The sequence below is a fragment of the Paenibacillus sp. TSA_86.1 genome, from assembly GCF_052691815.1.
This window is the reverse complement of sequence record NZ_JBQZGE010000002.1, coordinates 258,127-284,209: the sequence shown is the minus strand read 5'-3', so window position 1 is coordinate 284,209 and position 26,083 is coordinate 258,127. Positions and strand designations below refer to the sequence as shown.

Annotated in this window: 18 protein-coding genes; 16 read left to right on the top strand and 2 right to left on the bottom strand. The window is 42.8% G+C overall.

What is annotated here, in order from left to right; genetic code table 11:
• Window positions 1-32 precede the first annotated feature (32 nt).
• The 11 genes from ACUTVW_RS07405 (at window position 33) to ACUTVW_RS07355 (ending at window position 17,923) form a co-directional block, all read left to right on the top strand.
• Window positions 33-1,199 carry a UDP-glucuronosyltransferase gene (locus ACUTVW_RS07405; RefSeq protein ID WP_445645181.1) on the top strand — a complete coding sequence of 389 codons (1,167 nt, stop codon included), beginning with the start codon at window positions 33-35 and terminating at the stop codon, window positions 1,197-1,199.
• Window positions 1,162-2,256 carry a radical SAM protein gene (locus ACUTVW_RS07400; protein ID WP_445645180.1) on the top strand — a complete coding sequence of 365 codons (1,095 nt, stop codon included), beginning with the start codon at window positions 1,162-1,164 and terminating at the stop codon, window positions 2,254-2,256. Before ACUTVW_RS07405 ends, ACUTVW_RS07400 begins: the two co-directional genes overlap by 38 nt.
• A 57-nt stretch (window positions 2,257-2,313) precedes the next feature.
• Window positions 2,314-3,504, top strand: a complete 1,191-nt coding sequence (locus ACUTVW_RS07395; protein ID WP_445645482.1) for a radical SAM protein — start codon at window positions 2,314-2,316, stop codon at window positions 3,502-3,504.
• Complete coding sequence (locus ACUTVW_RS07390; protein WP_445645179.1) at window positions 3,501-4,547, top strand: Gfo/Idh/MocA family protein; 1,047 nt, start codon at window positions 3,501-3,503, stop codon at window positions 4,545-4,547. Before ACUTVW_RS07395 ends, ACUTVW_RS07390 begins: the two co-directional genes overlap by 4 nt.
• The gene (rfbF, locus tag ACUTVW_RS07385) at window positions 4,547-5,317 is read left to right on the top strand and encodes a glucose-1-phosphate cytidylyltransferase (RefSeq protein WP_145414311.1); all 771 of its coding nucleotides are present in this window, start codon (window positions 4,547-4,549) and stop codon (window positions 5,315-5,317) included. The genes ACUTVW_RS07390 and rfbF overlap by 1 nt, the downstream gene beginning before the upstream one ends.
• The gene (locus ACUTVW_RS07380; RefSeq protein ID WP_216514284.1) at window positions 5,299-6,444 is read left to right on the top strand and encodes an NAD-dependent epimerase/dehydratase family protein; all 1,146 of its coding nucleotides are present in this window, start codon (window positions 5,299-5,301) and stop codon (window positions 6,442-6,444) included. The genes rfbF and ACUTVW_RS07380 overlap by 19 nt, the downstream gene beginning before the upstream one ends.
• A gap of 2 nt (window positions 6,445-6,446) precedes the next feature.
• Window positions 6,447-7,745: a UDP-glucose dehydrogenase family protein gene (locus ACUTVW_RS07375; protein ID WP_445645178.1), complete on the top strand. Its 1,299-nt coding sequence runs from the start codon at window positions 6,447-6,449 to the stop codon at window positions 7,743-7,745.
• A 251-nt stretch (window positions 7,746-7,996) separates the two neighbouring features.
• Window positions 7,997-11,698, top strand: coding sequence for an alpha-L-rhamnosidase-related protein (locus ACUTVW_RS07370; RefSeq protein WP_445645177.1), 3,702 nt, complete (start codon window positions 7,997-7,999; stop codon window positions 11,696-11,698).
• Between the two features lie 103 nt (window positions 11,699-11,801).
• Window positions 11,802-13,229 carry an MFS transporter gene (locus ACUTVW_RS07365; RefSeq protein ID WP_445645176.1) on the top strand — a complete coding sequence of 476 codons (1,428 nt, stop codon included), beginning with the start codon at window positions 11,802-11,804 and terminating at the stop codon, window positions 13,227-13,229.
• A 100-nt stretch (window positions 13,230-13,329) separates the two neighbouring features.
• Window positions 13,330-16,080 (top strand): glycoside hydrolase family 78 protein, encoded by a 2,751-nt coding sequence (locus ACUTVW_RS07360; RefSeq protein WP_445645175.1) that lies wholly within the window; start codon window positions 13,330-13,332, stop codon window positions 16,078-16,080.
• A gap of 487 nt (window positions 16,081-16,567) precedes the next feature.
• Complete coding sequence (locus tag ACUTVW_RS07355; protein ID WP_445645174.1) at window positions 16,568-17,923, top strand: glycosyl hydrolase 53 family protein; 1,356 nt, start codon at window positions 16,568-16,570, stop codon at window positions 17,921-17,923.
• Window positions 17,924-18,106: 183 nt separating this feature from the next.
• Here the strand turns inward: ACUTVW_RS07355 and ACUTVW_RS07350 are convergent, their stop codons facing one another.
• Together ACUTVW_RS07350 and ACUTVW_RS07345 are read right to left on the bottom strand one after the other, a co-directional pair.
• Window positions 18,107-18,955 (bottom strand): oxidoreductase, encoded by an 849-nt coding sequence (locus ACUTVW_RS07350; protein ID WP_260984743.1) that lies wholly within the window; start codon window positions 18,953-18,955, stop codon window positions 18,107-18,109.
• 80 nt (window positions 18,956-19,035) lie between these two features.
• Window positions 19,036-19,404, bottom strand: coding sequence for a MerR family transcriptional regulator (locus ACUTVW_RS07345; RefSeq protein ID WP_145331225.1), 369 nt, complete (start codon window positions 19,402-19,404; stop codon window positions 19,036-19,038).
• Between the two features lie 239 nt (window positions 19,405-19,643).
• On the opposite strand from ACUTVW_RS07345, the gene ACUTVW_RS07340 reads away from it, so the two are divergent.
• The 5 genes from ACUTVW_RS07340 (at window position 19,644) to ACUTVW_RS07320 (ending at window position 25,952) form a co-directional block, all read left to right on the top strand.
• Entirely contained in the window at window positions 19,644-22,466 is a 2,823-nt protein-coding gene (locus ACUTVW_RS07340; protein WP_445645173.1) for a glycosyl hydrolase, read from the top strand.
• Window positions 22,467-22,640: 174 nt separating this feature from the next.
• Complete coding sequence (locus tag ACUTVW_RS07335) at window positions 22,641-22,796, top strand: hypothetical protein (protein ID WP_186331783.1); 156 nt, start codon at window positions 22,641-22,643, stop codon at window positions 22,794-22,796.
• An 85-nt stretch (window positions 22,797-22,881) separates the two neighbouring features.
• Entirely contained in the window at window positions 22,882-23,742 is an 861-nt protein-coding gene (locus ACUTVW_RS07330) for a sugar phosphate isomerase/epimerase family protein (protein ID WP_445645172.1), read from the top strand.
• Window positions 23,735-24,826, top strand: coding sequence for a Gfo/Idh/MocA family protein (locus ACUTVW_RS07325; protein ID WP_145331231.1), 1,092 nt, complete (start codon window positions 23,735-23,737; stop codon window positions 24,824-24,826). Before ACUTVW_RS07330 ends, ACUTVW_RS07325 begins: the two co-directional genes overlap by 8 nt.
• A 40-nt stretch (window positions 24,827-24,866) precedes the next feature.
• Window positions 24,867-25,952, top strand: coding sequence for a Gfo/Idh/MocA family protein (locus ACUTVW_RS07320; RefSeq protein ID WP_445645171.1), 1,086 nt, complete (start codon window positions 24,867-24,869; stop codon window positions 25,950-25,952).
• Window positions 25,953-26,083 lie beyond the last annotated feature (131 nt).

Here is a 26,083-nt window from a genome sequence, read left to right as displayed (position 1 = left end):
CCAAGCTTATTATGCTAGGGGAGACGGTGCGAATGGGTCAAAAGATTACTATATTGTGTTCCGGTTTTGGATTGGGTTTCTATATCCCGGGGTTACTCATCGCTAGAAGGTTACAACAACTCGGTCTGGAAACCTGCATTGAAGTATTTGAAAACGTGATGGAGGAAGATAAGCAGTTCAAAACAGACCAAAACAGACAGGCTTATCGTGAAAATTTCGCTGTCGCTCTTGCGTCACAACGAATACCTGGAGACATTCGCCAAAGTCTAAACTTCGCTGCAGTAGAGTCTCTACTTGTCCAGTGGCTGAAGGAAGGACGTACTCGATTTATCGTGTTGTCCGGGCACTGGGTCCACGTGCTGAATATGCTGCGTGAACGAACAAAGGATGAAATTAACGTGGATCTGTTGTATGTGGACTCCAGTCTATCTCCCTCATGGAAACAATTACTGAAGCTTAATCCCAACTATGCCTCATTTTATCGGGAAGTTCCGATGTATCATCCAAACAGGCTTGAGATGATGTATCGACTCGATGTGGATGACAAGCCGCCGGTCCCATACAAAGAACGCGCAAGTCGTCTCGTTATTCATGGAGGAGGATGGGGCATTGGAACCTTCAGGGAAAAGCTTCGTCAGCTCTTGGACACTGAACATGGGTATGACTTGGATATTGTAGCATACACAGAAGAAGAGGTCTTCCCTTCAAATACGCCAGGTTTACGCTATATAATGAATGATCCTCATTGGCGCACATGGTTCAGAGACGAGTCTGGTATGCATACATTTCCTCCATACGTTGTTACGGATTCTGGTAAACCTTTTGTTTACAAGACACCCTTTGAGCATCACGGACTCTATGGATTGGTTCGCCAAGCCATGGCGGTTGTATCCAAGCCTGGTGCAGGGGCTTTGATGGATTCTTTAGCATCAGGCACACCACTCATTATGCTTGAACCATTTGGTGAGCATGAGAAGCGTAATGCATCCATCTGGGAGGAAAATGGGTTTGGCATACCGTACAACGTATGGGCTGAGCAAGGCTACTCCAAAAATCTACTGGCACAACTTGCTCATAATCTGATCTCTAGACGAGAACAGATTCAAGATTATCCCACAGAATATTTGAGCCGCTTCATTCATTCCGAGAAGGAGGCATTACATGCAGATCGAATCCACAATAACCATGCCAAAGCTTGATGTCTCATTACCCAAGTGGGTTTTTTTACAACTGCTGGAGAGCTGTAATCTTCGATGCAGAATGTGTTACGAATGGGGAGAGAAAGGCCCTTATCGTGAGTATAAGGTTTTAAACCAGTTAAGCATTGATGTGATTCGTGATATTATCGCAACCTGTAAACCCGCCCAACCTTACTACGAGCTCTACGGAGGGGAACCTCTCTTGCATCCTCAAATTGGTGAAATCCTTCAGGCCATTCATGAAGCAGGAAGCAAAGTTCATTTTCCGACGAATGGAACGCTTTTGGAGAAACATGCAGAGATGTTAATTCAATTTCCGCCTGAACGGATATGGATTTCACTCGACGGTCCGGAAGAAATTAATGATGCTCAGCGTGGTAAGGGCGTGTTTAAAAAAGCTATTCGCGGAATTAACAAACTGCTTTCCTTAAGAGAACAAGCAGGAAGTGCGTACCCGCAGATCGGTATTAGTACGGTCGTTACACCTGCAAATCACCGGCATCTGGAACGATTTTTCTTTGAATCCATTGATATCTCCAAGCTGGACTGCATCAGTATTGAGCTGCAGGCTTATATAACGGAGGAAAATCATCAACAGTATAGCGGGATTCTCAGAAAAGAATTTGGAGTACTAGAGGCACCTCTATCCAAAGGATTTATCTGTGATCCAGCCATTTTTTCTGACATGGATGCGGGTCTGATTGAGAAGCAAGTTCAACGTCTAGCTGAATTTTGCGAAAAAAATAACAAATATATGAATACGTATCCTCAACAGATGTCAGAAGATAACATCAGGAAATACTTCACCGCTAACTGGCATTCGATGACGCATATCAAAAAACGCTGCCCTTTTCCGTGGATCAGTACAGAAATTAACGCCAGAGGTGATGTTACGTCCTGTCATGCTTATTATGATCTTACGCTGGGCAACGTTAATGACGAGAGCATTGCTACGATCTGGAGAGGGGAAAAGTACAAGCAATATCGGCGTTATCTTCGTAAGCATCTTTTGCCTATATGCCAAGGATGCTGCCTGTTTTATAACGAAAAACCGTAATAGGCAAAAACGCGGCCAAGTTTTTAACAAAATCTCAGTCTGAAAGGAAGAGATATGATGCAGCCTAACAGTCGGGTAGAAATGGATGATAAATCATTTGAGATTTTGAAACGGACGATGAGAAATGTGGTTATTCCGCATAGAGAGCGAAAGCTAAACCCTTCGTTTAAGTTGGACATGCCCGAAGTGGTTGCATTGAAACTGACCAATCGATGCAATCTGCGATGCAAGCACTGTTACCAGTGGAATGAGTCGGGCTATCATCACGATATGGACAAAACGGAACAAAATATGGACATGGACCTTGCTGTTTTTCAGCGCGTATTGGAAGAAACTCATAATACGAAGTCCAGACTATATTTATGGGGTGGAGAGCCGCTTTTCCACCGGGATATTCGTGGTATTCTCGACTTGCTTGAAAAAGACCCCCGTGAAACAACGATTTGTACTAACGCATACCTGATCGAGAAGTTTGAAGATGAGTTGTGTCGTATCTCACCTCACCTTGAGTTACTTATTGCCATTGAAGGGTTTGAGAAAGAACATGATCTGATACGTGGAAAAGGATCCTTTGACAAAGTGATGAAACAGATCGACCGGCTGATGGAACTACGTAAAGAAGGAAAGTTTCAGGGGAAAATATCGATACACACGGTCATTAACGACAGTATGATTGGTCAACTACATCCATTAATGAAATTCTTTGAAGAAAAAGGGATTGATCTGGTTTTATTATGCTTTCCATGGTATATCTCGCATGAAACATCGGCAGAAATGGATACCTTTTTTCAGGAAAAATTCAATTGGCTTCATCCGATGGACCAGCAGCACCGCAGCAGCTGGCATGCTTTTAAATATCACATCAAACCCGAACATATCCCAGCACTAATGATGGATCTCAGGGCAATTAATGAACATACATGGAAAACACGGATTCGATACCAGCCTGGACTGGACTTTGATGAAATCGAAGATTTCGTGAGTGGTCGTTCAATGACTTCACGCTGTGCTTCGAATTGTCTGGCACTGAGTACAAGAGCAGATATTACACCGACAGGCAATGTAAGTGCCTGTAAGTTTTTCTCCGAATTTTCTGTAGGCAACTTGCATGATCAATCATTATCGGATATTTGGCATTCCAAAGCTTATGATCAAATACGAACCACATTAGGAAAACAGTTGTCACCCGCCTGTTCAAAATGCAATGTATTATACCTGCATGGCTCATCGTCGCTGACTCATATATGAACGAGCTCAACAAAAAAACTTGCCGGCTTGGCATACTTGGCAGTGCAGCTATTGTTAGCCGTGCTATTTTGGATGTCATCCCTTATGTACCACAGGTGGAAGTAGTAGCCATAGCTAATCGTACCCGCTCGAAAGCACTTCACCTGGCCCAACAATATTCCATACCCCATGTCCTGCACACTCTTGAGGAGGTACTGGAGCATCCTCATGTTGATGCCGTTTATATTGCACTTAGCAATGATCTCCATATGGAATGGGTTTTACGTGCACTTAAGGCTGGCAAACATGTGCTTGTAGAAAAACCTGCAGGATTAGGGGAAGGGGAGGCCCGACAACTTGCGAGTGCCCTGAATCAATCTCATTCACTCGTCTTCATGGAAGGGATAATAACTGCACATCACCCCTGGCAATCTGCTCTCAAAGCCATTGTGAACTCCGGTCAATACGGCTTGTTACATCGGACAGAAACCCGTATTAGCATTCCAGCATCCAATAGTCATCGTGATAATTATCGTAGTGTGAAACTCAAGGGCGGAGGCTGCTTTAATGACCTTGGTTGTTACTGGCTTCAATGGATACAGCATCTTGTAGGTCTAGAAGGAAGTCAAGCTTCAGCTTTTTCTAATTTTGATGGCCCGGATGGCTGTGACTGGACGTTTCATGCCAAACTTCGATATGGTAATGGGTTGGAAGCGAGTGTTTTGACTTCATTTGAGCTCCCATATAAAGCCATGCATACGCTTTATTTTGAGCGGGCAACAGTGGTTGTCCCGAACTTTTTCAGACCATTAACAGGTTTCTACAGCTTGAAAATTCGTCTGAATGATTCTAATCCGCATACTTTTTTAAAACAATTTGAACCCATGAATTATTATGTAAATCAACTACAGGAATTCGCCGAACGCTGTCTTCAGCCAGATGATCGACAAGCAGAAGGATATTTAAGTATTGAACGAATGAAATGGCATCAAACGATTATGGATTATGCACAGCAACATGCAGCCATGAGTCGCGAAACCGGAAACGAAGGGAGTCACTTCTAATGAAAACAGTGATTCTATGTGGAGGTTTAGGTACAAGACTTGCAGAGGAAACAAGAGTACGTCCTAAACCTATGGTTGAGATCGGTGACATGCCAATTTTGTGCCACATTATGCATATATATAGTTCGCAGGGGTTTCATGAATTCGAGCTCGCTCTGGGATATAAAGCTAATTATATCAAAAAGTATTTTCTGGATTACCCGTTTTTAAATAACGATTTCTCTGTGAGTCTGGATCAAAATCAAACCGATTTACTAACAGCAACAAAACTGAATTGGAAAATCAATCTAATCGATACGGGACAAGCCACAATGACAGGGGGAAGAATAGCGCGCTTGAAACAGCGTCTACACGGTGAACCCTTTATGTTAACTTATGGCGACGGTATAGGAGATATCGATCTTCATAAGCTGATAAGCTTCCATAAAAGTCATGGCAAGCTTGTAACCGTAACAGCAGTTAGACCCAAAGCCCGCTTTGGCATAATGAAATGTCAGGATGGTACAGTAACTTCCTTTCAAGAGAAGGGACAGTTATCTGATGAATGGATAAACGCAGGTTTTTTTGTTATGGAACCAGAGGTATTGGATTATATCCATGGAGATCAGACAGAGTTAGAGCGCCATGTATTACCAGAGCTTGCTCATCAGGGGCAATTAATGGCCTATTATCATGAAGGTTATTGGGCGTGTATGGATACGATTCGGGACAAACAGGAATTGGAACAATTATGGGAGGAAGGGAATGCACCATGGAAAATATGGGGTTAGATTCAATAGAACATGACCAATCTCGTACATTCAACCTTCAATGGGAGCCTGGTTTCTTCGGAAATGAAATCATTGAAGAAGACTTGAACTATATAACTCAAAAATTGGAGCAGAGACATTTATTCTCAGGATGTCGGTTTTTAATTACCGGAGGTGGAGGTTTTATTGGTTACTACCTCGTGCTTGCCCTTTTACATATAAACAGGTCAGGCACACCGATTAAACATATTACTGTTTTGGATCGTTTTCCTAAAGGAATTCCTACATGGCTTGAACGACTTCAGGCCGTAGGAGAGCCCGTGACTTCAGTTGTCTTTGACGTGACTACGGATTCTTTTTCTGATTATATCTCGGGGACTGATTATATCTTTCACATGGCATCCATCGCATCACCATCATTTTACCGGAAGTATCCGCTGCGTACGCTGGAGGCTAATGTATTTGGCCTGCAGCGCCTGTTACATGCTTGTCTGTCTCACCAACCGAAAGGCATATTATATTTTTCAAGCAGCGAGATTTATGGTAATCCCGATCCAGAGTATATACCAACCTCAGAACAATACAACGGAAATGTAGCTACCATTGGACCGAGGGCTTGTTATGATGAGTCCAAGCGAATGGGAGAAACGATCTGCTCGTTGTATGATCAAGAGCATCAGCTCCCGGTGCGTATTGTTCGCCCCTTTAACAATTATGGTCCCGGGCTTGAGCTAAGTGATCAGAGAGTTGCTGCAGACTTTGCAAAAGCAATTAAAGAAAATCGAGCAATTGATATTCTATCAGATGGTGCACCAACCCGAACGTATTGTTACATCGCCGATGCCATCGTGGGGTATTTTAAAGTGATCACTCATTCTGAATTTGATGTATTTAATATTGGAGCCGATACTCAAGAAATCAGCGTATCCCGTCTGGCACAACTATTTGCTGAATGTTCAAGGGAACTAACAGGGTATTTTCCTGCAGTTACATATCAAGAATCAGCTGATCCCCATTATTTGACTCATAACCCTCAACGAAGATGCCCCAGCATTGAAAAAGCGAGAAAAATACTGCGTTTTAATCCTGAAATCGGACTAGAACAAGGAATTCGGCGTTACTTGATCAGCTGCGGGGTGGGCAGATGAATGTGAGAGATTCCATAAATATTACTGTTGTTGGATTAGGTTTTGTCGGACTAACCGCCGCGCTGGGATTCGCGGAAAAGGGCTATTCGGTAAAGGCATATGACTCGGATATCTATAAAAGAATGGCATTGAGCAAGGGTGAGCTTCCATTTCATGAGCCAGGTTTACCCCCCATGTTGAACGAACATTTTAATGAAAATTTAGTACTGTGTGACAGTCTGGTGGAATCCCTTTCCGATGCTAAGCTGATTTTTATATGTGTCGGGACTCCTTACCATGAAAGAGCAGGCCTCGATTTATCTACTCTACTTGATGTAGTCAAAGACATTTGTCGATTTTCACCCAAAGATGCTTATCCAAGCATTATAGTCAAATCAACCATACCTCCAGGCACGATGCGCACCAAGATCAAGCCAGTTATAGAGGATTGCGGACTTCGAGTTGGACAAGACATCGGCTTGGCATACAATCCGGAATTTTTGAGAGAAGGTAACGCTTGGGATGACTTTATGCATCCTGATCGGATCATCATAGGTGAATTAGATGGGATAACGTCAGATTTACTTGTAAAGCTTTATGAAAGTTTTTCTGTGCCATATGCCCAAGTGAGCGCAGAAACAGCAGAGATGCTCAAATTTTCTTCCAATGCATTGCTCGCAACGATGATCAGCTTCGCAAATGAACAGGCACTCATTGCAGAACATATAGGACAGGTGAATATACCTGAGTTATTCCATCTCTTACACATGGATAAACGGTGGTCAGGTTCTCCGGCTGGAATGGTTAATTATGTTTATCCCGGCTGCGGATTTGGAGGATATTGTCTTCCTAAGGACACTCTTGCTCTGAAAAATACGGCAAGTCAATATGGTGTCGATGCAAAGATATTGAACGCTGTTATGGAAGTAAATCTTGATATATCTGAACATACGGTCAGAAAAGTAATCGGACGACTAAAACACCGGGATGAACAAATCGGCATACTCGGTTTAGCTTTTAAACCTGGCAGCGATGATGTTAGGTACTCCCCCGCAGTAGGGATTATCGAAGCACTTCTGGATGAGGGATGCACCAATCTCTCTGCTTATGATCCGATGGCTATGAGGAATTTTGAAGAGCACTACAGTCTTCCATTAAAGATGGCAAACTCCCTGGATGAAATCGTAGCAGGTAGTGATATTTGTGTCATTGTTACTGCCTGGCCAGAGTTTCAGACTCTAACCGATCATGCAAACGACATTCGGATAATAGATGCAAGGTATATGCTAACAAACAAAGAACCTGCTTTATATAGTGTTTAATAACGGAGCATTATAACATGTTTATCCGTTGCGAAGCGAACGACATGTCTCGCGGATAATATAGATTAAAGGTACTTCTCCAGAGAGGTGCCTTTTTTTTATGATAACATTCAGTCACTACATCATGATTGTGAAATATAACAACTAGTTCAGATTGAATTATTAGACCTTAAGATATAGTTATTTTCCGAACCAAATCTGTCCGCTAAAATTTATATCATAGATCCATCACATGCTAGGAGCGAATGACTATGGATTTGCTGACACCATATATCTTAGAAGGAAATAACTCTTACCCTGCCATGATTATCTGTCCAGGCGGTGCTTATTCCACAAGAGCTTATCATGAGGGAGAGCCAGTCGCATTGTGGCTCAACCGTATTGGTATCTCTGCTTTTGTATTGAACTACAGAGTATCTCCACACCAACACCCTGCTCCGTTAGAGGATGCTCAGACAGCCATCCGTCTTGTTAGAGCAAACGCATCTGAATGGAATGTGGATTCAAAAAGGGTTGGCATCATGGGATTCTCCGCGGGAGGTCACCTTGCATCAACAGTAGGGACCCATTTTGATCTCGGAAATCCTCATTCTAATGATTCAATCCTTAAGCAAAGCAGTCGTCCTGACCTCATGGTTCTTGGCTATCCAGTCATCACAATGAGCGATGAATTTACCAGTACAGGCAGCCGAGAAGCACTTTTGGGAGAACGGCAAACAGATCCCGATCTACTGAATCTATTATCCAACGAAAAGCAGATTACTGCAGATACGCCACCGGCGTTTTTATGGCATACGGTTGAAGATAACGGTGTACCTTTGGAAAACAGTCTCCTGTTCGCAAATGGACTTCGTAAGCACAAGATTCCATTTGCATTACATCTGTTCGAAAGTGGCATGCATGGAATTGGCTTGGCAGAAGATCATCTTGAGGCGCAGCATTGGCCAGTTTTGTGCGAGGAATGGTTGAAGAAAAGACAATTTATTACAACGAATCCCCAATGGGGATCATTTTCTACTCTGGGCGATATGTTGAGTGATGAGAAGGCTAGAGCAATACTGGATAGATATCTTCCAGAACTGGTACAGTCTCCGTACCTTGATTATACCAAAGGCTTTACTCTTAAAATGCTTTCTTCATTTCCACATTCACCTATATCCAAAGAAATATTACAGTCAATTCATGCTGATTTGAGGCTTTTATGTGAAGAAGAATTAAAAAAGAATGGAGTTAATTGGATGCATGAATTATGGAATGGAACCATTAAGACGCCCTACCTACAGTTTTATGCCGTGTTTACAATCACTAAAGATAAAAGCGGAGTCGTTCAACTTGCAGTAGAAACGGAACCAATGAATCTAAACCTTTCTTTTGAACAGGTTCGTTTGAATGAAAACGTACTTTCGGCTAAAGGAATAGATCCATCAGGTCAGTCTTATGACATCGAACTTACTTTTCAACATCAAAATTGTACTGGATCAATCTCTTTACCATACATGGGTACTGTTCAGTTCTCGGGTGAAAAAGGGAGAGGGGCTTCCTTAAACGAGAAGCTTCAGCAGTATGGTGAAGCTTCTGTTCAGGAGAACCGCTACTGGAAAGGGAAATGGATATGGGATGTCAGGCAGCCCGAGGAGCAGGCAAATACCGAGCATCACCTTGTATATTTCCGAAGAAGTTTCCACATCGATGAATCGATATCACCCAAATTGATGATTGATATTTCTGCAGACAGCAGATACAGACTTTATGTTAACGGTAAATCCGTTTCGATCGGTCCTTGTAAAGGGGATATGCACACTACATATTACGAATCCGTAGATGTAAGTGAACATCTTATTACAGGTAACAACGTACTTTCAGTAAAGGTTCTCCGTTATCCTGCGATGGAACCTTTCAAAATTGGAGAGGGAGGGCCTATTTCCGTTTGGCGCTCACAGTCTGCTGGCCTGCTAGTAGAGGCCTCATTACGAGACGAAACCGGCACTGAATTAATGTCACTGCACTCTGATGCAAACTGGCGTACCTATCGTCATCTCGGATACAGGCATGTGCCTAAACAGCTTATCCGTTGGATGGGAGGCGTAGAAGAAGTAGAAGGGAAAGACGCACCGCAAGGCTGGGAGTTCCCCGAGTACGATGATTCTACCTGGGAACATGCTGTCCCATTCGCCGAAACACATGGATTCGCCGGGATCCTTAGTCCATGGAACTTGTTACCTCGACCCATACCATTTATGTACGAAGAAGAAAAACAATTTATAGAAGTAACAAAAGCAGCGGGAGTTGGAGTCGAAGAGACTGAACAGTTTCTACAAAATACGCTTGATAACACATCATCGCTGGTAATCCCAAGCAGACATAAAATCCAGGTGGATCTTGATGCCGGGAAATTGACAACCGGTTATCTCAACATACGGATGCGTAATGGCCGAGATGCTAAAGTGAGATTAATGGCCGCGGAGTGTTATGAATCTCACGAGAGCACTGAAATACAACGAAAAAAAGGAGATCGAGAAGACAGCACCGGACAGTTAATGGGCGAATTTGATACCTATATTGTTGCAGGACAAGTAAATGACACGGTTACGGATGAGATCTACGAGCCTTTCTGGTTCAGAACGTTCCGTTACGTTCGTTTGGAAATAGAAACAGAAGATGCCCCGCTTGAACTGATGCAGTTGTCATACAGAGAATCCAGATATCCATTAGAAGTCAAAGCGAAATTTGAATCTTCAGATCAAGAACTTAACAAAATTTGGGATCTTAGCGTTCGAACTTTACAACTGTGTATGCATGAAACTTATGAAGACTGCCCTTATTACGAACAACTCCAGTATGCGATGGATAGTCGACTCATGATGCTGTTTACGTATAATGTTAGCGGCGATGACAGAATGGCAAGGCGAACCATAGAAGATTTTTATCGTTCGAGACAACCTTCCGGATTACTTCAGGCACGTTTCCCGTCGGTTGAGCCTCAAGTCATTCCATCTTTTTCACTTTACTGGGTAGATATGATCTCAGAGCATTTTGAGTTTAATGGGGACCTGCAATTAGTGGAGCAATATCGGCCTGCCATCATTGAATTAATGGATTGGTTTCATACAAGGTTAACGGATGACGGAATCGTTGGTGTTACTTCAAACCGATACTGGACCTACTTCGATTGGGTTGACGCATGGCCGCTCGGTGCGCCGCCTGAGAGCGTGGATCGTCCCATGTTTTTGCTGAGTTTCATGTATGCAGCAGCGTTAAGGAAATCCGCAACATTATTACATGCTACAGGCTGGAGTCAAGCTGCATCAACAATGGAATCGAGAGCAGAACAAGTGTGTAATGCCTTGAGAAAGCTTGCCTGGTCAGAAGAACGTCAGTTATTTCGCGACATGCCTGGGCTGGAGATATATAGTCAGCACACTCAGATTATATCGATCCTTGCAGGAGCAATCGAAGGAGAAGAAGCCCGACGACTGATGGAACGCACACTGGAAGAGCAAATTCACCGGGTAACGCTGCCGTTCTCGTATTTAATGATTCAAGCTTTAAAGAAAGTGGGGCTACAGCATAAAATATTTGGACTGTGGGATCGCTGGCGTGTATTCGCTTCACAAGGTTTGACGACGCTTCCAGAGATGGAAGTGAATCCAAGAAGCGATTGTCATGCTTGGAGTGCTGTTCCACTGGCTGAATTCCCGGCTACTATTCTAGGTGTAACACCCGCTGATCCGGGAGCAACTACCATTAGAATTGAACCGCACATTGGTAAACTAGACTGGGCGAAGGGTAGTGTGGCAACCAAGCAGGGATTGATTGAGATCGAATGGCATATTGAGGAGCATCAATTTTTGTTAAAAGCTAAATTACCTGTAGGGACATCAGCAATTGTTAAGCTTCCAGATGGTACGGAGCATTCATTCCATGGTGCAGAAACCTTTACTTGTATCATATGACAAGACTAAATCTACCCTAGACTGTCGTTATGCTAACGTTGAACGTTTCAGATATGATTCCTGAAAGCGGTGACATCTATGAGAGAAGGAAGGGAAAACTACAATGAGAGCTGAGCAGAATATCTCTAGTCCACCAATTGTAGAAACAAACAAAAAGTCTAAGGCTTTAGGTCTTGATGCCCAAGGTATTCAGAAAACAATGAAACCTCATCATTACTTGGGAGACGGCGCAGCGCAAATTGCCTTAAACTCCATCAACGGGCTGATCGGAATGTTAACTTATTTTTATACAGATAAAGTAGGCATTGCAGCCGCAACGGTGGGGACAATTATGCTCATCACCAAATTTATCAATGCTATTGCTGACTTGGTAATGGGTAGAGTTGTCGATGCAACAAAGTCCAAATACGGAAAGGCTAGACCGTGGATTCTATGGATGGCTCTGCCAGCAATGGCTTCCATCATATTACTGTTCACAGTACCAGCTGAAGCATCAACAACTGTAAAGAGCATCTATGCTCTAGTTACGGTAGCCTTTGCCTCAGCCGTTGTTTATACGGGGATTGCAATACCTTACGGAAGCTTAATGGCAATCCGGACGAGAAGTGTAGAAGAACGCGGGAAAATGGGCCTTACTCGAACTGTCTTTGGCTATTTTATCGGTATGATCATTTCAATCGCACTAATTCCGGTGACCAATATGTTTGGTGGAGATCAATCCGCATGGATTATGGTTGCCGTTGTGCTAGGCGTTGTATCTTTTATTGCATTGGTACTGACATTCCTAGCTTCCAAAGAAAACAATGGAAATGTAAAAGTAGTCGAGACTGATAACGTCCCTTTTTGGGAAAGCATCAAGCTTCTGTTCAAAAACAAATATTGGGTCATTATGCTGTTTGCACAATTGTTGATTAACATGATGTATACGCTTAACGGGTCGACAGGAATCTATTACACAAAGTATATTCTCGGAAATGAAGATTTAATAGGAATCATGGGAGCCATTGGATTGATTCCGGTATTTTTAGGTTTCGCTATCGTAGGACCGATGATTAAAAAATTCGGACTTGCAAGAACAGCGCGAATTGGTATGATTTTTGGCATCGTTGCATCCCTTGTTCGCTGCTTTATGCCATATAACTTTATTGCGGCTTTAGTCCTTGGAGGTATCGCCACACTAGCAACAATTCCAATGATGGCTGTGGGCGGGGTGCTGGTGAACAATACGGTGGAATATGGTGAATGGAAGACAGGCAAACGATTAGTTGGAATGGTCAACAGTGCAAATAGTTTTGGCGTTAAGATTGGTATGGGTCTGGCAGCTGCAATGATCGGCTGGATATTGGCATTGGGTAACTATGACGGGGCATTAGCAACACAAACCGATTCAGCGATTACCAGTATCCTTGTTCTGACGGTATATCTTCCTTTAGTGATCTTTGTTCTTACTTATCTTTGCTTGCGTAAGTACGATTTGGATGAGAAGTATCCTCAAATTGTTAAAGAATTGGAAGAACGTAAAAATGGTTAGGGAGGAACGGTAGCATCGCTTATTTGAAGCATTAATTATTGAAAAATAAAATTAGTAAGCGATATCATAAAATTTTTGAATTATGGAAAGGTGGATCAATATGAAGCTAAAAAATCTTCGCATTGAATACATGGAAAATCCCCTGGGCTTGGATACAACATACCCGCGGGTATCGTGGCAATTAGTTTCTTCAGCGCAGGGAGTTATGCAGACTGCATATCAGATTGCAGTAACAAAGGATACTCAGAGAATTTGGGATACAGGTAAGGTGGAAGCCGATACTTCAATTCTGGTAGAGTATGCGGGACCTCCGCTTCAGGCCGCCACTCTATACCAGGTTCATGTCACCGTTTGGGATAACCAAGGCAATCAGGCAAGCATTGAAGGACATTTTGAAACAGGTCTTCTGAAGGGAAGTAACTTTACAGCAGATTGGATTACACATACCTTCCCGGATGATGAGACTGCACCTCCCATTTTCCAAAAGATTTTCACTGTTGAAAAGGATATACAGTCAGCCCGTCTCTATGCATCCTCATTAGGAGTCTATGAGATTTCGGTTAACGGGAATAGAGTAGGAGATCACTACTTTGCCCCTGGTTGGACAAATTACAATGAGCGTTTGCAATACCAGACCTATAGTTTAGACGGTATGCTTGAAAAAAGTAATAAAATCGAGATTACCGTTGGAAATGGCTGGTATAAAGGGATATTCGGCTTTACCTGTACTCCGAATCATTACGGTGACAAAGTGGCAGCTATCGCAGAACTTCACATCGTCTATACAGACGGATCTAAAGAAATGATTGTAACGGATGAAAGCTGGAAGGTAACCAAGGGAATGATTCGCTCCAGCGAAATCTACATGGGGGAGACCTACGATTCTTGTTTTATAGACGATACGCTATATGATGTGCTGCCTTTCTCCTATAACAAAGAGCGTCTTGTCGCTCAGGAAAGTGAACCGGTCAGAATTACCAGGAGGCTTCCCGCGGTGGAGTTCATTACGACACCAAAAGGAGAGAAGGTTATAGATTTCGGACAAATTGTCACCGGATTCGTAGAACTTCAGATTACCGGGCGTGAGGGCCAGGTCATTACCATCCGACATGCCGAGGTGCTTGATAAAGAAGGTAACTTGTATCCTGAAACTTTGCGGCAGGCTGTATCTATTGATCGATTTATTTGTAACGGTAAAGAACAAATTTTCCGGCCGCACTTCACGTTCCATGGATTTCGTTACATCGCGGTAGAAGGGTTAGAGGTAGTACAGCCGGAGTTTTTTACAGCCTGCGTACTGCATTCACATCTGGAGGAAACAGGTAATCTGACAACCTCCAATGAAATGGTTAACCAGTTATTCAGTAACATCCAGTGGAGTCAGCGCGGTAATTTCCTGGACATTCCCACGGACTGTCCTCAAAGAGATGAACGTCTTGGCTGGACAGGAGATGCTCAAGTGTTTGCCGGAACTTCTGCATTTAATATGAACGTTGCGTCCTTCTTTACAAAATGGCTGCGTGATCTTGCTTCTGAACAAACTGAACAATATGGCGTCCCTCATGTAATCCCTAATATTCTTGGGAATCAGGAAGGAGCCGCTGCTTGGGGCGATGCTGCAGTTATTGTTCCCTGGACCATGTATCAAATGTATGGTGATCTCAGGCTGCTCGAGCAGCAATACGGCAGCATGAAGGGTTGGGTTGATTACATCACCGCCCGCTGCGGGGCTAATGGGCTGTGGCAGACAGGGTTTCAATACGGAGACTGGCTCGGACTTGATAAAGAAGAGATTAGTAATGAGCGAACTGGAGCTACGGACGTTTATCTGGTGGCTAACGCTTATTATGCCTATTCCACGGAGCTGCTCGCCAAGACTGCCAAGTTGTTAAATAAATTGGAGGATGCCTCCAAGTACGAAACTCTTCACAGCCAAATCAAATTAGCGTTCAAGGAAGAGTATATTTCAGCAACCGGCAGATTAGTCAGTGAAACTCAAACAGCTTGCGTATTAGCTCTTCATTTTAATCTGGTTGATGACAAGCACCGGGAGAGAGTCCGCAAGACACTGGAGACAAATATTGCCCAACATAAGAATCACCTTACAACTGGTTTTGTGGGCACTCCATATCTGTGTCATGTATTATCTGAGAATGAATTGCACGAGCTTGCCGGTAACTTGTTCCTAAAAGAGGATTTTCCGTCCTGGTTGTATGCCGTTAAGAAGGGAGCTACAACCATCTGGGAACGGTGGAACTCCATTCTTCCTAATGGAGATTTTGATACATCCGGCATGAACTCCTTAAATCATTATGCATATGGATCTATTGGGGAATGGATGTACAGGAAGCTGGCTGGTATTAATCAAATTGAACCCGGCTTTAAAAAAATCTTGATCCAACCTCAGTTCATTAAGGGGATAAGTGCAGTTGAAGGCATTTATAACTCAGTATATGGCGAAATCAAGAGCTCATGGTCTTGCGAGAACGGAGAAATTATCGTCAATGTAACAATCCCGGCCAATACTACTGCCATCATCAAACTGCCTGAGCAAAAAGATTTCATTGAAGTCGGTTCTGGAGATTACGCCTACAGATATCCTACACAAACCAATCTTAAAATAGACAGGTTTACACTGGACTCCACTCTTAAGGAAATAATAGAAGAGCCAATAGCTGTTCAGATGCTTGAAGAGCATGCCCCCGGTATGCTGGACCATCCAATGATAAAATATGCATATGACTTCTCCATAAGCGAATTGTTGGCAAATACCCCTGAGGAAACAGAAATGCTGTTTAAACTGCTTTTAAAAACATTAAATGAACCGAAAAAACAAGGTGCTTTTCATTAAAACAAAAGGGTGTTGTAGGATAACTACAATGCCCTTTGTCTTTATTGTTCGTGTGGTCTGACAAAGTGTTTTCGAGAACATTGGGTATGAGAGTGACAAAACGTAGAAGGAGAGAGAATTTCGCGTCATGGAGCTGTTGATAAGGAATCTTACATTTGATAGCAAACTTCCACTTTTGAAAACAGTATTCCGTATTATGATCTCTCAACTCTTTGCCCAATAGTGCATAAAGGGCTTGCCCTTTCGTACGATTTTTTTTTCTTTATTTTTCGTTATCATGGGGGTACAGGTTGCTCAGTTTGTAGCTCAAGGGTTTCAGAAAATTGAAAGGGGAAGAATTAAAATATGGTGAATATGGATCACCCTCGTCTCTTTAACTCAGGTTATGCTGACAATTGCCATTCTTTTTGTTAACGAAGCACATATTAAATGATTACTTTAATTACAATACTACCTAGCTTAGCTATAAAGGGAGACTTCTTTCATCATGAATAAAATAAAGTATGTATTCAATCACATGAAAACTAGAACAAAGATCATGATCTCTATACTTATCATTATTTTAATTATAGCAGGGATTATCGTAAGAAATTTATCCGTGTATGTGGAAGATAAAGATTATGTACCTGCTGTAACTACGGAGAAGTTCCGTGTAGCGCTTTCGGTAAGCCCGTTTTCGGGAGATGCATTTAAAACGGGGAATACTACGTATAAAGCAGGAGAAGTTACTGCGAAAAGTCGAGAGGAATTAGAGAAGATGTATATTTCATCAGGCGCTACGGAAATGTACGCAAGAATTGCGACTAAACGCTCTCCTACTGCGGATAATATCGTTAACGGTGAGGAAGACTCAAATGCAAATTACCATACCTTGGAGCAGGGATTAGAGCTAGCTCGAATGGCAGCCAAACTAAATATACCGTTGAACCCTGAAATTATGCTGGCTTACACATACATGGATATGGATCGGCAGCAAGCACCTAATTTCGAAGAATATCCCGAGATATATGCGCTGCAAAACGGAAAACCTTGGGAAGAATTAACTTTGGATGAGATGAACATGGTCTTGGAAGCATACGGAAAATTTGTGGCAACCGAAATTTTGAAAACAGGCGTCAAAGTAGAGAACTGGAACATTGGTAACGAAGCAAACTATGGTTTTGCAGGGGTAAGCATTGGATTGAAAACCGCAGTAAACGAAAAGCTGGAAAAAGTTCCGGGCTTCATGAGACATGTCTATTCTGTGATGGGAACCAATTGGTTGAAGAATAATATATGGAAATACAATGCAGTGCAGATGACTGCGGTAGCTAAAGGGATTAAAGAGGCGTACACTAGTTTAGGACTTGATTCAAGCAATGTTAAGTTTTCTACTCACATCGCCACGGTAGTAACAACAGTGAAAACAGCAGTCACGTATTTCAAGACATTAAAGGAAAATGGATTCCCTATTGATACTGCTGGAATTAGTTTTTATCCCAGTGCGCCAGGAGTATACATCGATAAAATGGTTATGTACAAAAAAATAGTTACTGCGATTAACAAAGAGGTGGGTATACCTGTATTTATCGCAGAGTTTTCTTATCCTTCAGGTGAAGTGCAGGGCGCATATGCGGGATGGTCAAACACGGTCAAGGGATATCCGCATAACGAAGAAGGACAAGCCGCAATCTATCATGATGTGGTTCAGTGGGGTAAAACACATGGGCTTATCGGTATCCGTTATTGGGCTCCGGATTATAGTGGGTGGGGCAGTATGTCAATGTTTGATTACTCGGATCATGGCGCTAAAGCCAAGAAAATATTAATGGATGCTATTTCCGAAGAAAACAAATTAAAATAACGTTTAATTTAATCAGGTCAATATAGAAAAGTCGCTTATAGCGGCTTTTTTATTTTATTTATCGTATTACTTAAAAACTGATTAAGTACAATCTTATAATGGATAATTAAGAGAAAAATATAAACCCACAAGGATATCACATAAAAAGTGATGCCTTGTGGGTTTTTGTAATTCAATCTTATATCATTTGTAATCTGCGTTTATCGTTGTTTCTTTCCATTGTTCTATACTGGCAAGCAGGCTATTAAATTTATAGGTCGCTGCATCGTAGGCTTGTTGTCCCAGCAGCAAACGAAGAGGCGGTTCCGTTGTTTCCACAACTTTAATAACTGCTTCGGCAGCCTTTGCAGGATCTCCAGCTTCTTGACCAACACCGAGTTCGATCCCTTGCAGCATCTGTCCGACGATGGATTCTTTAAGCTCAGGGATGCTTGTCTCTGTTTTGACAGAAGAGCGACCACCCCAATCTGTGCGGAAGCTGCTTGGCTCTATTAAAGTCACATGAATATTAAAAGGTGCCAATTCTTGGGATAGACTCTCGGATATGCCCTCAACAGCGTATTTTGTAGCATGATAATAGCCAAGGGTCGGGAACGAAGTCAGACCGCCAATGGAAGAGAAGTTTATAATGTGACCACTTTTTTGTGATCTCATATGTGGAAGAACAGCATTCGTTACATGCATAAGTCCCCAGAAGTTAACCTCGAACATTTTACGGGTTTCTTCCTCCACGCTTTCCTCAACAGAGCTGAAATATCCAATACCTGCATTGTTCACAAGCACATCTATACGATTAAACTTCTCAATCGTGCGGTCAATCACATTGCGGATCTGTTCTGGACTAGTCACGTCCAGTGGGAGAGCAATTACCTGATCCTCATGTCCTGCTGTAAGATCTGTTACCTGCTGAACATTACGTGCGGTCACGACAACGTTATAACCTGCTTCAATCGCTTGTTGCGCAATGTGACGCCCGAATCCTGTCGAGCATCCAGTAATAAGCCATACTTTTGATTCTGACAATGTAATCACTCCTTCAAGGTAATAACTTTACTCTACCTCTTAAAGTTAACTTGAAGTCAATACTCATTTTGAAAAATAAATATTCATAGCTATTTCATCTTCTTATGCATCAAAACATCGTAAATCGCTATCTTCCGTATAATCTTTTCCAGATGGAACTGAGTCTGAGCCAAAGTACGTTCCACTTTGGTTTTATGCATAAGCAAAAATTGTTTTCTGGCATCCAGGGAAGGATCACCTTGTCGAATCAGCTCTGTGTAAGCCTTTATATCTTCAATAGACATTCCCGTATCTTTTAAAGCGACAACCAGTTCAAGCCACTCTAAAACCTCATTGGAATATTCTCTTCTACCTGAAGCGTTCCGTTCAACATGTGGTAAGATGCCTTCTTGTTCGTAATAACGCAGAGTGGAGGGACGCAAACCTGTGATCTTCTCAATTTCACTAATACTGTACATGTCCGAATGCTCCTTTAATAGTTAAAGTTAACTTGAAGTTGATTGTACCCTTTTCATCAAGCAAAAGCGAGTCCTTGACTTGCTTTCTCTCAGCTCTAATCGTTAACACAGGTTAAGATCGCGCTATACAATGTTTGGTTTACGTTACAGTCTCTCTAAATCAAAGTTCTTATAATGAATATATAACTAGTTTGAAAAAGATAAGTTTCCCCATCATTCTCAGTTAAGGAGTGTTTTAAATGAATACATGGGATCCAGTGGAATTCCAAACTCCCTCCAAGCGCTATCGCCCGAAAATGAGGTGGTGGCTTCCCGGTGCGTTCATGGACAAAGACGAGATCAAACGGGAGATTGAGTGGATGGCGGAAGCTGGCTATGGCGGTGCAGAAATCCTCCATTTCTTCCCGATCCCTTCGGCGGACATACATCCATCGGATTATGGCCGCTTCGTTTTCGGAGGTGATGAGTGGAACAACCGGATGAAAGCTGCACTCGAAGCCGCCATTCCACTTAACTTTCAGTTGGATTTCACTGTAGGACCGCTGTGGCCGATCGCAACGCCCGCCGTCATGGACAAAAGTGACGATCGCTGCACACATGGGTTGCATATTGGGACAATGGTAGTTGCAGGGACTTACAACGGAGCAATTCCTGTCCCCGATACGGTCGATCCGTCACGTCCTTATAAGCTTGTGGCTGTGACGGTTGCTCGGAGATACAGCGGCGAGTCCATAGGTGAAGTCGTCACGCTAGAATTGGATACGGCAGCCGATCTCACCTTTAGAGTTGACGACGGAAGGATAGAATGGACAGCTCCTCTTGACGGAGAATGGTACTTGTTCGGCTTTTGGAGTCAAACGAACGGACAGATGAACGACTCAATCGGTGCTCCCGCGATCGACCACTTTTCGAAAGCTGCAGCCGATGCAGTTACGGGCTACTGGGATAAACGCCTGTTTGCGGATCCTGAGATACTTGCCTTATACGAGAAGAACGCCGGAAACTTGTTCTGTGATTCCATTGAATTGAACGCAACTATGCTAGGCGGGATGTACGGTGCGACGATGCCCGTCGCGATCTGGTCTCCTGCTGTATTGGAGGAGTTCCATATGCGTCGAGGCTATGATTTGACTCCTTATCTGCCTTCGATATTCGTCAAAGGTTTGTATCAGCTAGGTGCGGGCAATCGGACGGACGGAGACTCCGATTACGATTTCGCTGACCGCTCGGCAAACCTGCGCATTAGGAACGACTTCTTTCAAACCTTGACAGATATGTTCCGGGACAATCACCTTCGGACAATAAGAAAGTGGGCAAACGGACATCATATGAAGCTTCGTTATCAAACTTACGGCATGCCTACCGAGCTCTCCTCGGGCCTTGCCGAAGTTGACATCCCGGAGACGGAATCACTCGGTTTCCATGATTCGACCGACGGTTACCGAATCCAATCGGGTGCCGTTCATCTGTATGATCGCGAGATCTATTCGATTGAGGTAGGCGCTGTTATGGATTATGGCTACAAGCAGACGTGGACCGGACAGGACTTCGGTCTTCTCTGGCAATTGCATCGAGGCTTTGCGGCTGGCGTCAACCAGGCGGTTCTTCACGGTATGTCCTACGATACTTCATCTGCTTCGGAACATTTCGAAGCGATGTTCAAATGGCCGGGCTTGTCGCTCATGGGGTCGAGGTTCTCGAACGAATGGGGAGGACGCCAACCAAATTCCCTTCATGCAAGAGCCCTTACAGACTATATCGCACGCACTCAATATCTGCTTCAACTTGGTAAGCCGAAGGTAGATCTGGCGATTTATCGTTATCATATTGATGGGATTCATGGCGCAATGGGAACGGAATTGACCCCGTATGAACAAGCCGGTTTCACGTATGACTTTGTAAGTCCATGTTTGTTGGATTTAGCAAATGCCCAAACCGGTACATTCGAGGGACAATCCGTACTGGTAGCGGACGGACCGGCATATCGTGCTATCGTCGTAGATATGCGTAAGAAGTCGTTGACCGGAGACTGGAGGGCGTCCGATCTCCCGATTGAAACAGCCAATCAACTGATCGCCTTCGCGGAGAGCGGACTACCTGTCGTGGTCGTTGGAGTAGCTCCGAATCATGTTGCTTCATTCTTTGGCAGCAAGGACAAGATGAGAGCCAAAGACGTCGAACTGTGCGATCGAATCGAGCATCTGTTAAACCTGCCGATGGTAAGAGCGGTTAACACTCAAGAAGATGCGGTCGGGGCACTGGGCGAGCTCTCCGTCATTCCTGCCGTTCAAGTCCAGTGCGAGTCGCCTCTGTTGAATGCCTGTCGGTACGAAAACGGTATTTCTTATTACTTCATCTACAATCCAAGTCAAGTGCAGGCATTCGAGGGAGAAGTGCAGTTCACAGGGACGGGGAATCCTTTCAAGCTGAACGCTTGGGATGGAACAATATGCCCGATGGCCGCTGTTCATACAGGCTCCGGTCAAGCAACGGCGAAGCTGCGACTCGCCCCGAACGGAACTGCTTTGATCGCAGTTGCCGAAGAATGGACAGGATTGCTTCAGCGAGAGAAATATCGTGATACGATTGCGAAAGGTACGCGGATCATACCAGATCGCTGGTCTCTCGTCGTGGACAGCTGGACTGCTGGCGCTCATCCAACGGAGACGAAGATTGAACGGATCGAGCTTGAACTTGACGAGCTGCGCTCCTGGATTCACATTCCGGCGCTCCGGCAAGTATCCGGAATTGGACGATATCGGACAAGTTTCCGCATTGAAGAGCGGAAAGATACTTCCGCTGCCGTTATTTTAGAGATGGGCGAGGTGTCCGATACGTTCAGGGTCTTCGTTAACGGCCAAGAGCTCCACGGTGTCGATCAGATCGGGCGTCATATTCCAATCGGGGAATACTTGCGCTATGGAGAAAACAACGAGTTAGAGGTCGAAGTAGCGACGACCCTGAACAATGCGCTAAGCATTTTCGATCCTAACCGGGAACCGCTAGATTGCGGCTTGATTGGTCCCGTTGGAATCGTATTAGGGGAAGGATCGGACGAATAGCGTAATTTTAGTGCCGTTTTCCGTTTTATTTTCCTTCTTCTCGTTAAGAAAGCAAAACACTCGTATTTGGGACGATCCGGAAAAATGAATCGGTTTACCCTTCCGATGACGCGCGTGTCATACAGTATATCCTGGGCAGTCGAACCAACGCTTTGATTCGAGAGGATTCAGGAGATGACCGCGCGCCTTGCAATTGATTACGTCGATCTTCACCCAGCGCTAAAAGACGAGCATGGTAATCTGAAGCTAGAGTATACGACCGATGTTCTTCATCTGAACGTCGAAGGTTATGAAACAGTCCTTCAAGTGCTACAAAAACATCTGAATTAGAACGTTGGCAACCCAGATTCCATAGAGTTTGGGTTTCATGATTAATCTACAATATCGGGAAAGATTATAATAGGAGGTCACTTTATTGACTATTCAAATTGGTTTACAAATGTTTTCTGTTCGAAATAAATTCAATGAAGATCGGATTAAAACTTTGCAGAATTTATCAACAATTGGGTATAAGCACATTGAAATCCCAGTTGATTTTCAAAGTGATAGCGCTTTTAATATCAGCTCTCTGTCTGCCAGTGATTTAAAAAAAATGACTGAAGATGCAGGCATACAAGTACTTGGAACACATATTCCAGCCGAATTAAATGAGCAAGAACTCAATGAAATAATTGCCTATCACAAAGAGTTAGGGTGTAATAGAGCAATTATTCCTATGAGGATGTTTCAAGGAGCTGATGATGCAATCGCTTTCAGTAGACGATTAAATGAATATGGAAAGAGACTTTGGACACACGGGATCCAGCTATATTATCATAATCATTTTCAAGAATTTCAAAAGTTTGATGGGAAAACGTTATTTGAGATCCTATTAGAAAATACAAATCCTGATTATTTGAAATTTGAATTAGATATCTATTGGGCTATTAGGGGAGGGGCGAATGTCGAGCAGTTGCTAAAACAACTTGGAACTCGATGTGAATTAATTCATATCAAAGATTTGCCTCATCCCGTTAGCACAATAAATATACTCGACACACTAGACAAGGAAAAAGAGATAACTATACATGATTTCATTCCATTGTTTAATTCTGATAATTTTGTAGAAATAGGACAAGGAAAGCTGGACATTAAGGGGATTATCAAATTAGTAAAAGAGCACACAGCCACTAAATATATCATTGTTGAGCAAGATGTTATATCGATAGATGAAATAAAAAGTGTGGAGATAAGCTTTAACGCCTTATCCGATTTATTGGGTGTTGAGTATGCATAAATTAAATGTAGGTATTATTGGCTGCGGAGCAATTGCTATAGAAAAACATCTACCAGCATTACTCAAACTGTCTGATAAGGTAAATGTCAAAGGTTTTGCTAGTAGAAATGAAGAAAAAGCAAAAAAAGCTGCTGATTTGGTAGGAAATGATGCAAAAATTTATACCAATTATAAAGATATGCTGCAAGATCCTGAAATTGATGTCGTTCATATCTGTACACCGAATGCATTACACAGTTCAATGACTGTCGAGGCTTTAGAGGCAGGGAAGCATGTCATGTGTGAAAAGCCCATGGCCATGAATAGTCAGGAAGCAGAGAAAATGGTAAAAGCTGCTGAGCGTACAGGTAAAAAATTGACAATCGCATACCAGAATCGTTTCAGAAAAGATTCAATACTTTTGAAACAAGCGTGTACTAATGGCGATCTGGGAGAAATTTATGTAGCTAAAGCGCACGCAATTCGACGTAGAGGTGTTCCAACTTGGGGAGTATTCCTAAATAAAGACATGCAAGGAGGCGGTGCGCTTATTGATATTGGCACCCATGCACTTGATCTGACTCTATGGTTGATGAATAACTACGAAGTTGAAAGTGTAACCGGCGTAGTGCACAACAAATTAAGATATGAGAATAAGGCCAATCCTTTTGGACCGTGGGATCCGGATCATTTTAACGTAGAGGAGTCAGCGTTCTCTTTTATCAAAATGAAGAATGGTGCATCCATTTATCTAGAATGTTCCTGGGCCCTGAATTCACTAGATGAAAGAGAAGCAATGACTACGTTGTCTGGAACAAAAGGAGGCGCCGAAATGCGCCGGAATACAGCCTTAGGTACAAATGAACTGATATTTAATACAGAAATGTATGGAAATCTCGTTAGCACCCAGTTACAGAATGCAGCCGGTATATCGTATATATCCCCCGTAGAAGAAACAGATGCTGATCGAGAAATTGCTCAATGGATTGATGCAATCCTTGAAGACAAAAATCCTGTAGTTGAACCAAGACAAGCGCTAGTCGTTACTCAGATACTTGAAGCGATTTATCGTTCAGCCGAATTAAATGACACGATTAAATTTTAAATTGAAATTTGTCGTTTTCATACTGAGAGGATGAGTTCTAATGAGTAAAGTTCTTAATGTAGGAATTATTGGTACGGGTGAACTTGCACAAGTCGTACACTTGCCTATCCTTAAAGAATTACCCGAAAAATTCAAAGTAACTGCTTTATGTGATGTTTCGTATAATTCACTCAAATATAACGGAGAAAAATTTGGTGTTTCAAATCTCTATACAAATGTGCAGGATCTCGTTAATGACGAAGATATTGATGTTGTTTTCGTCTGTAACAGTAACGAATATCATGCAGATGCTGCTATAGCTGCTGCCAATGCAGGTAAGCATGTTCTCATTGAAAAGCCTATGGTGCTTTCATTATCCGAAGCAGAAGCTGTGATCGAGGCGAAAAGCAGAAATAATGTTCATATCATGGTCGGTTATATGAGAAGATATGCTCCTGCATTTGAAGCTGCAGTTAAAGAAATAGGGGGATTAGACCGAATTTTGTACGCAAGAGTACGAGATATTATTGGACCGAATGATTATTTCATAAGGCAATCTGGAGCATACCCGAAAAAGTTTAACGATTTTCCCGAAGAAGTAAATAAAGAACGAGCTGAGAAATCAGAGAAGTGGATTAGAGAAGTTCTTGGTGAGGGCGCTGATGAAACTACAATTATGTTGTACTATTTCCTTACCGCTTTAGGGTCGCATGATCTTTCTGCTATGCGTGAGGCTTTGGGAATGCCAGAATCCGTATCCGGTTTTGCTTTTAATAGTGCAGGCTTCTTTATAAATGCCATTTTCAACTATCCTTCTTTCAATGTAGTTTATGAGACAGGTATGAATAACGTAGGTAAGTTTGATGCTCATCTGGAAGTGTACGGAAAGGATAAAATAGTTAGAATAGAATTTGACACACCGTATATTCAAGGACTACCTGTTAAATTAATCGTGTCAGAAACAGAAGGGGACTTGTACAAAGAAACCGTTATTCGACATACGTATAAAGACCCTTACACGATTGAGCTGGAAGCCCTTTACGATGCAATTGTTTACGATCAGGTCATAAAAACAACTCCGGAGAATTACCGTGATGATTTAATAATCTTTAATATGCTAATGGACTCTTACAAAAACAAAAAGTAGAAGCAATAGTACCTGATGTAATAAACACCGATGTCTATTGTGAATAGATTATAAAGACAAACCAAAGTCATTAATTGACCTAAGAAAACGTTGAATTTCGTATTACTGGAATTGAACGAACTTATTTGAAA

Bases quoted from the DNA above. Each gene is read 5' to 3' on its own strand.
- ACUTVW_RS07390 (WP_445645179.1), top strand. From the start codon at position 3,501: ATGAACGAGCTCAACAAAAAAACTTGCCGGCTTGGCATACTTGGCAGT.
- ACUTVW_RS07370 (WP_445645177.1), top strand. From the start codon at position 7,997: ATGGATTTGCTGACACCATATATCTTAGAAGGAAATAACTCTTACCCT.
- rfbF (WP_145414311.1), top strand. From the start codon at position 4,547: ATGAAAACAGTGATTCTATGTGGAGGTTTAGGTACAAGACTTGCAGAG.
- ACUTVW_RS07345 (WP_145331225.1), bottom strand. From the start codon at position 19,404: ATGTACAGTATTAGTGAAATTGAGAAGATCACAGGTTTGCGTCCCTCC.
- ACUTVW_RS07380 (WP_216514284.1), top strand. From the start codon at position 5,299: ATGGAAAATATGGGGTTAGATTCAATAGAACATGACCAATCTCGTACA.
- ACUTVW_RS07405 (WP_445645181.1), top strand. From the start codon at position 33: ATGGGTCAAAAGATTACTATATTGTGTTCCGGTTTTGGATTGGGTTTC.
- ACUTVW_RS07340 (WP_445645173.1), top strand. From the start codon at position 19,644: ATGAATACATGGGATCCAGTGGAATTCCAAACTCCCTCCAAGCGCTAT.
- ACUTVW_RS07365 (WP_445645176.1), top strand. From the start codon at position 11,802: ATGAGAGCTGAGCAGAATATCTCTAGTCCACCAATTGTAGAAACAAAC.
- ACUTVW_RS07335 (WP_186331783.1), top strand. From the start codon at position 22,641: ATGACCGCGCGCCTTGCAATTGATTACGTCGATCTTCACCCAGCGCTA.
- ACUTVW_RS07355 (WP_445645174.1), top strand. From the start codon at position 16,568: ATGAATAAAATAAAGTATGTATTCAATCACATGAAAACTAGAACAAAG.
- ACUTVW_RS07395 (WP_445645482.1), top strand. From the start codon at position 2,314: ATGCAGCCTAACAGTCGGGTAGAAATGGATGATAAATCATTTGAGATT.
- ACUTVW_RS07400 (WP_445645180.1), top strand. From the start codon at position 1,162: ATGCAGATCGAATCCACAATAACCATGCCAAAGCTTGATGTCTCATTA.
- ACUTVW_RS07325 (WP_145331231.1), top strand. From the start codon at position 23,735: ATGCATAAATTAAATGTAGGTATTATTGGCTGCGGAGCAATTGCTATA.
- ACUTVW_RS07320 (WP_445645171.1), top strand. From the start codon at position 24,867: ATGAGTAAAGTTCTTAATGTAGGAATTATTGGTACGGGTGAACTTGCA.
- ACUTVW_RS07360 (WP_445645175.1), top strand. From the start codon at position 13,330: ATGAAGCTAAAAAATCTTCGCATTGAATACATGGAAAATCCCCTGGGC.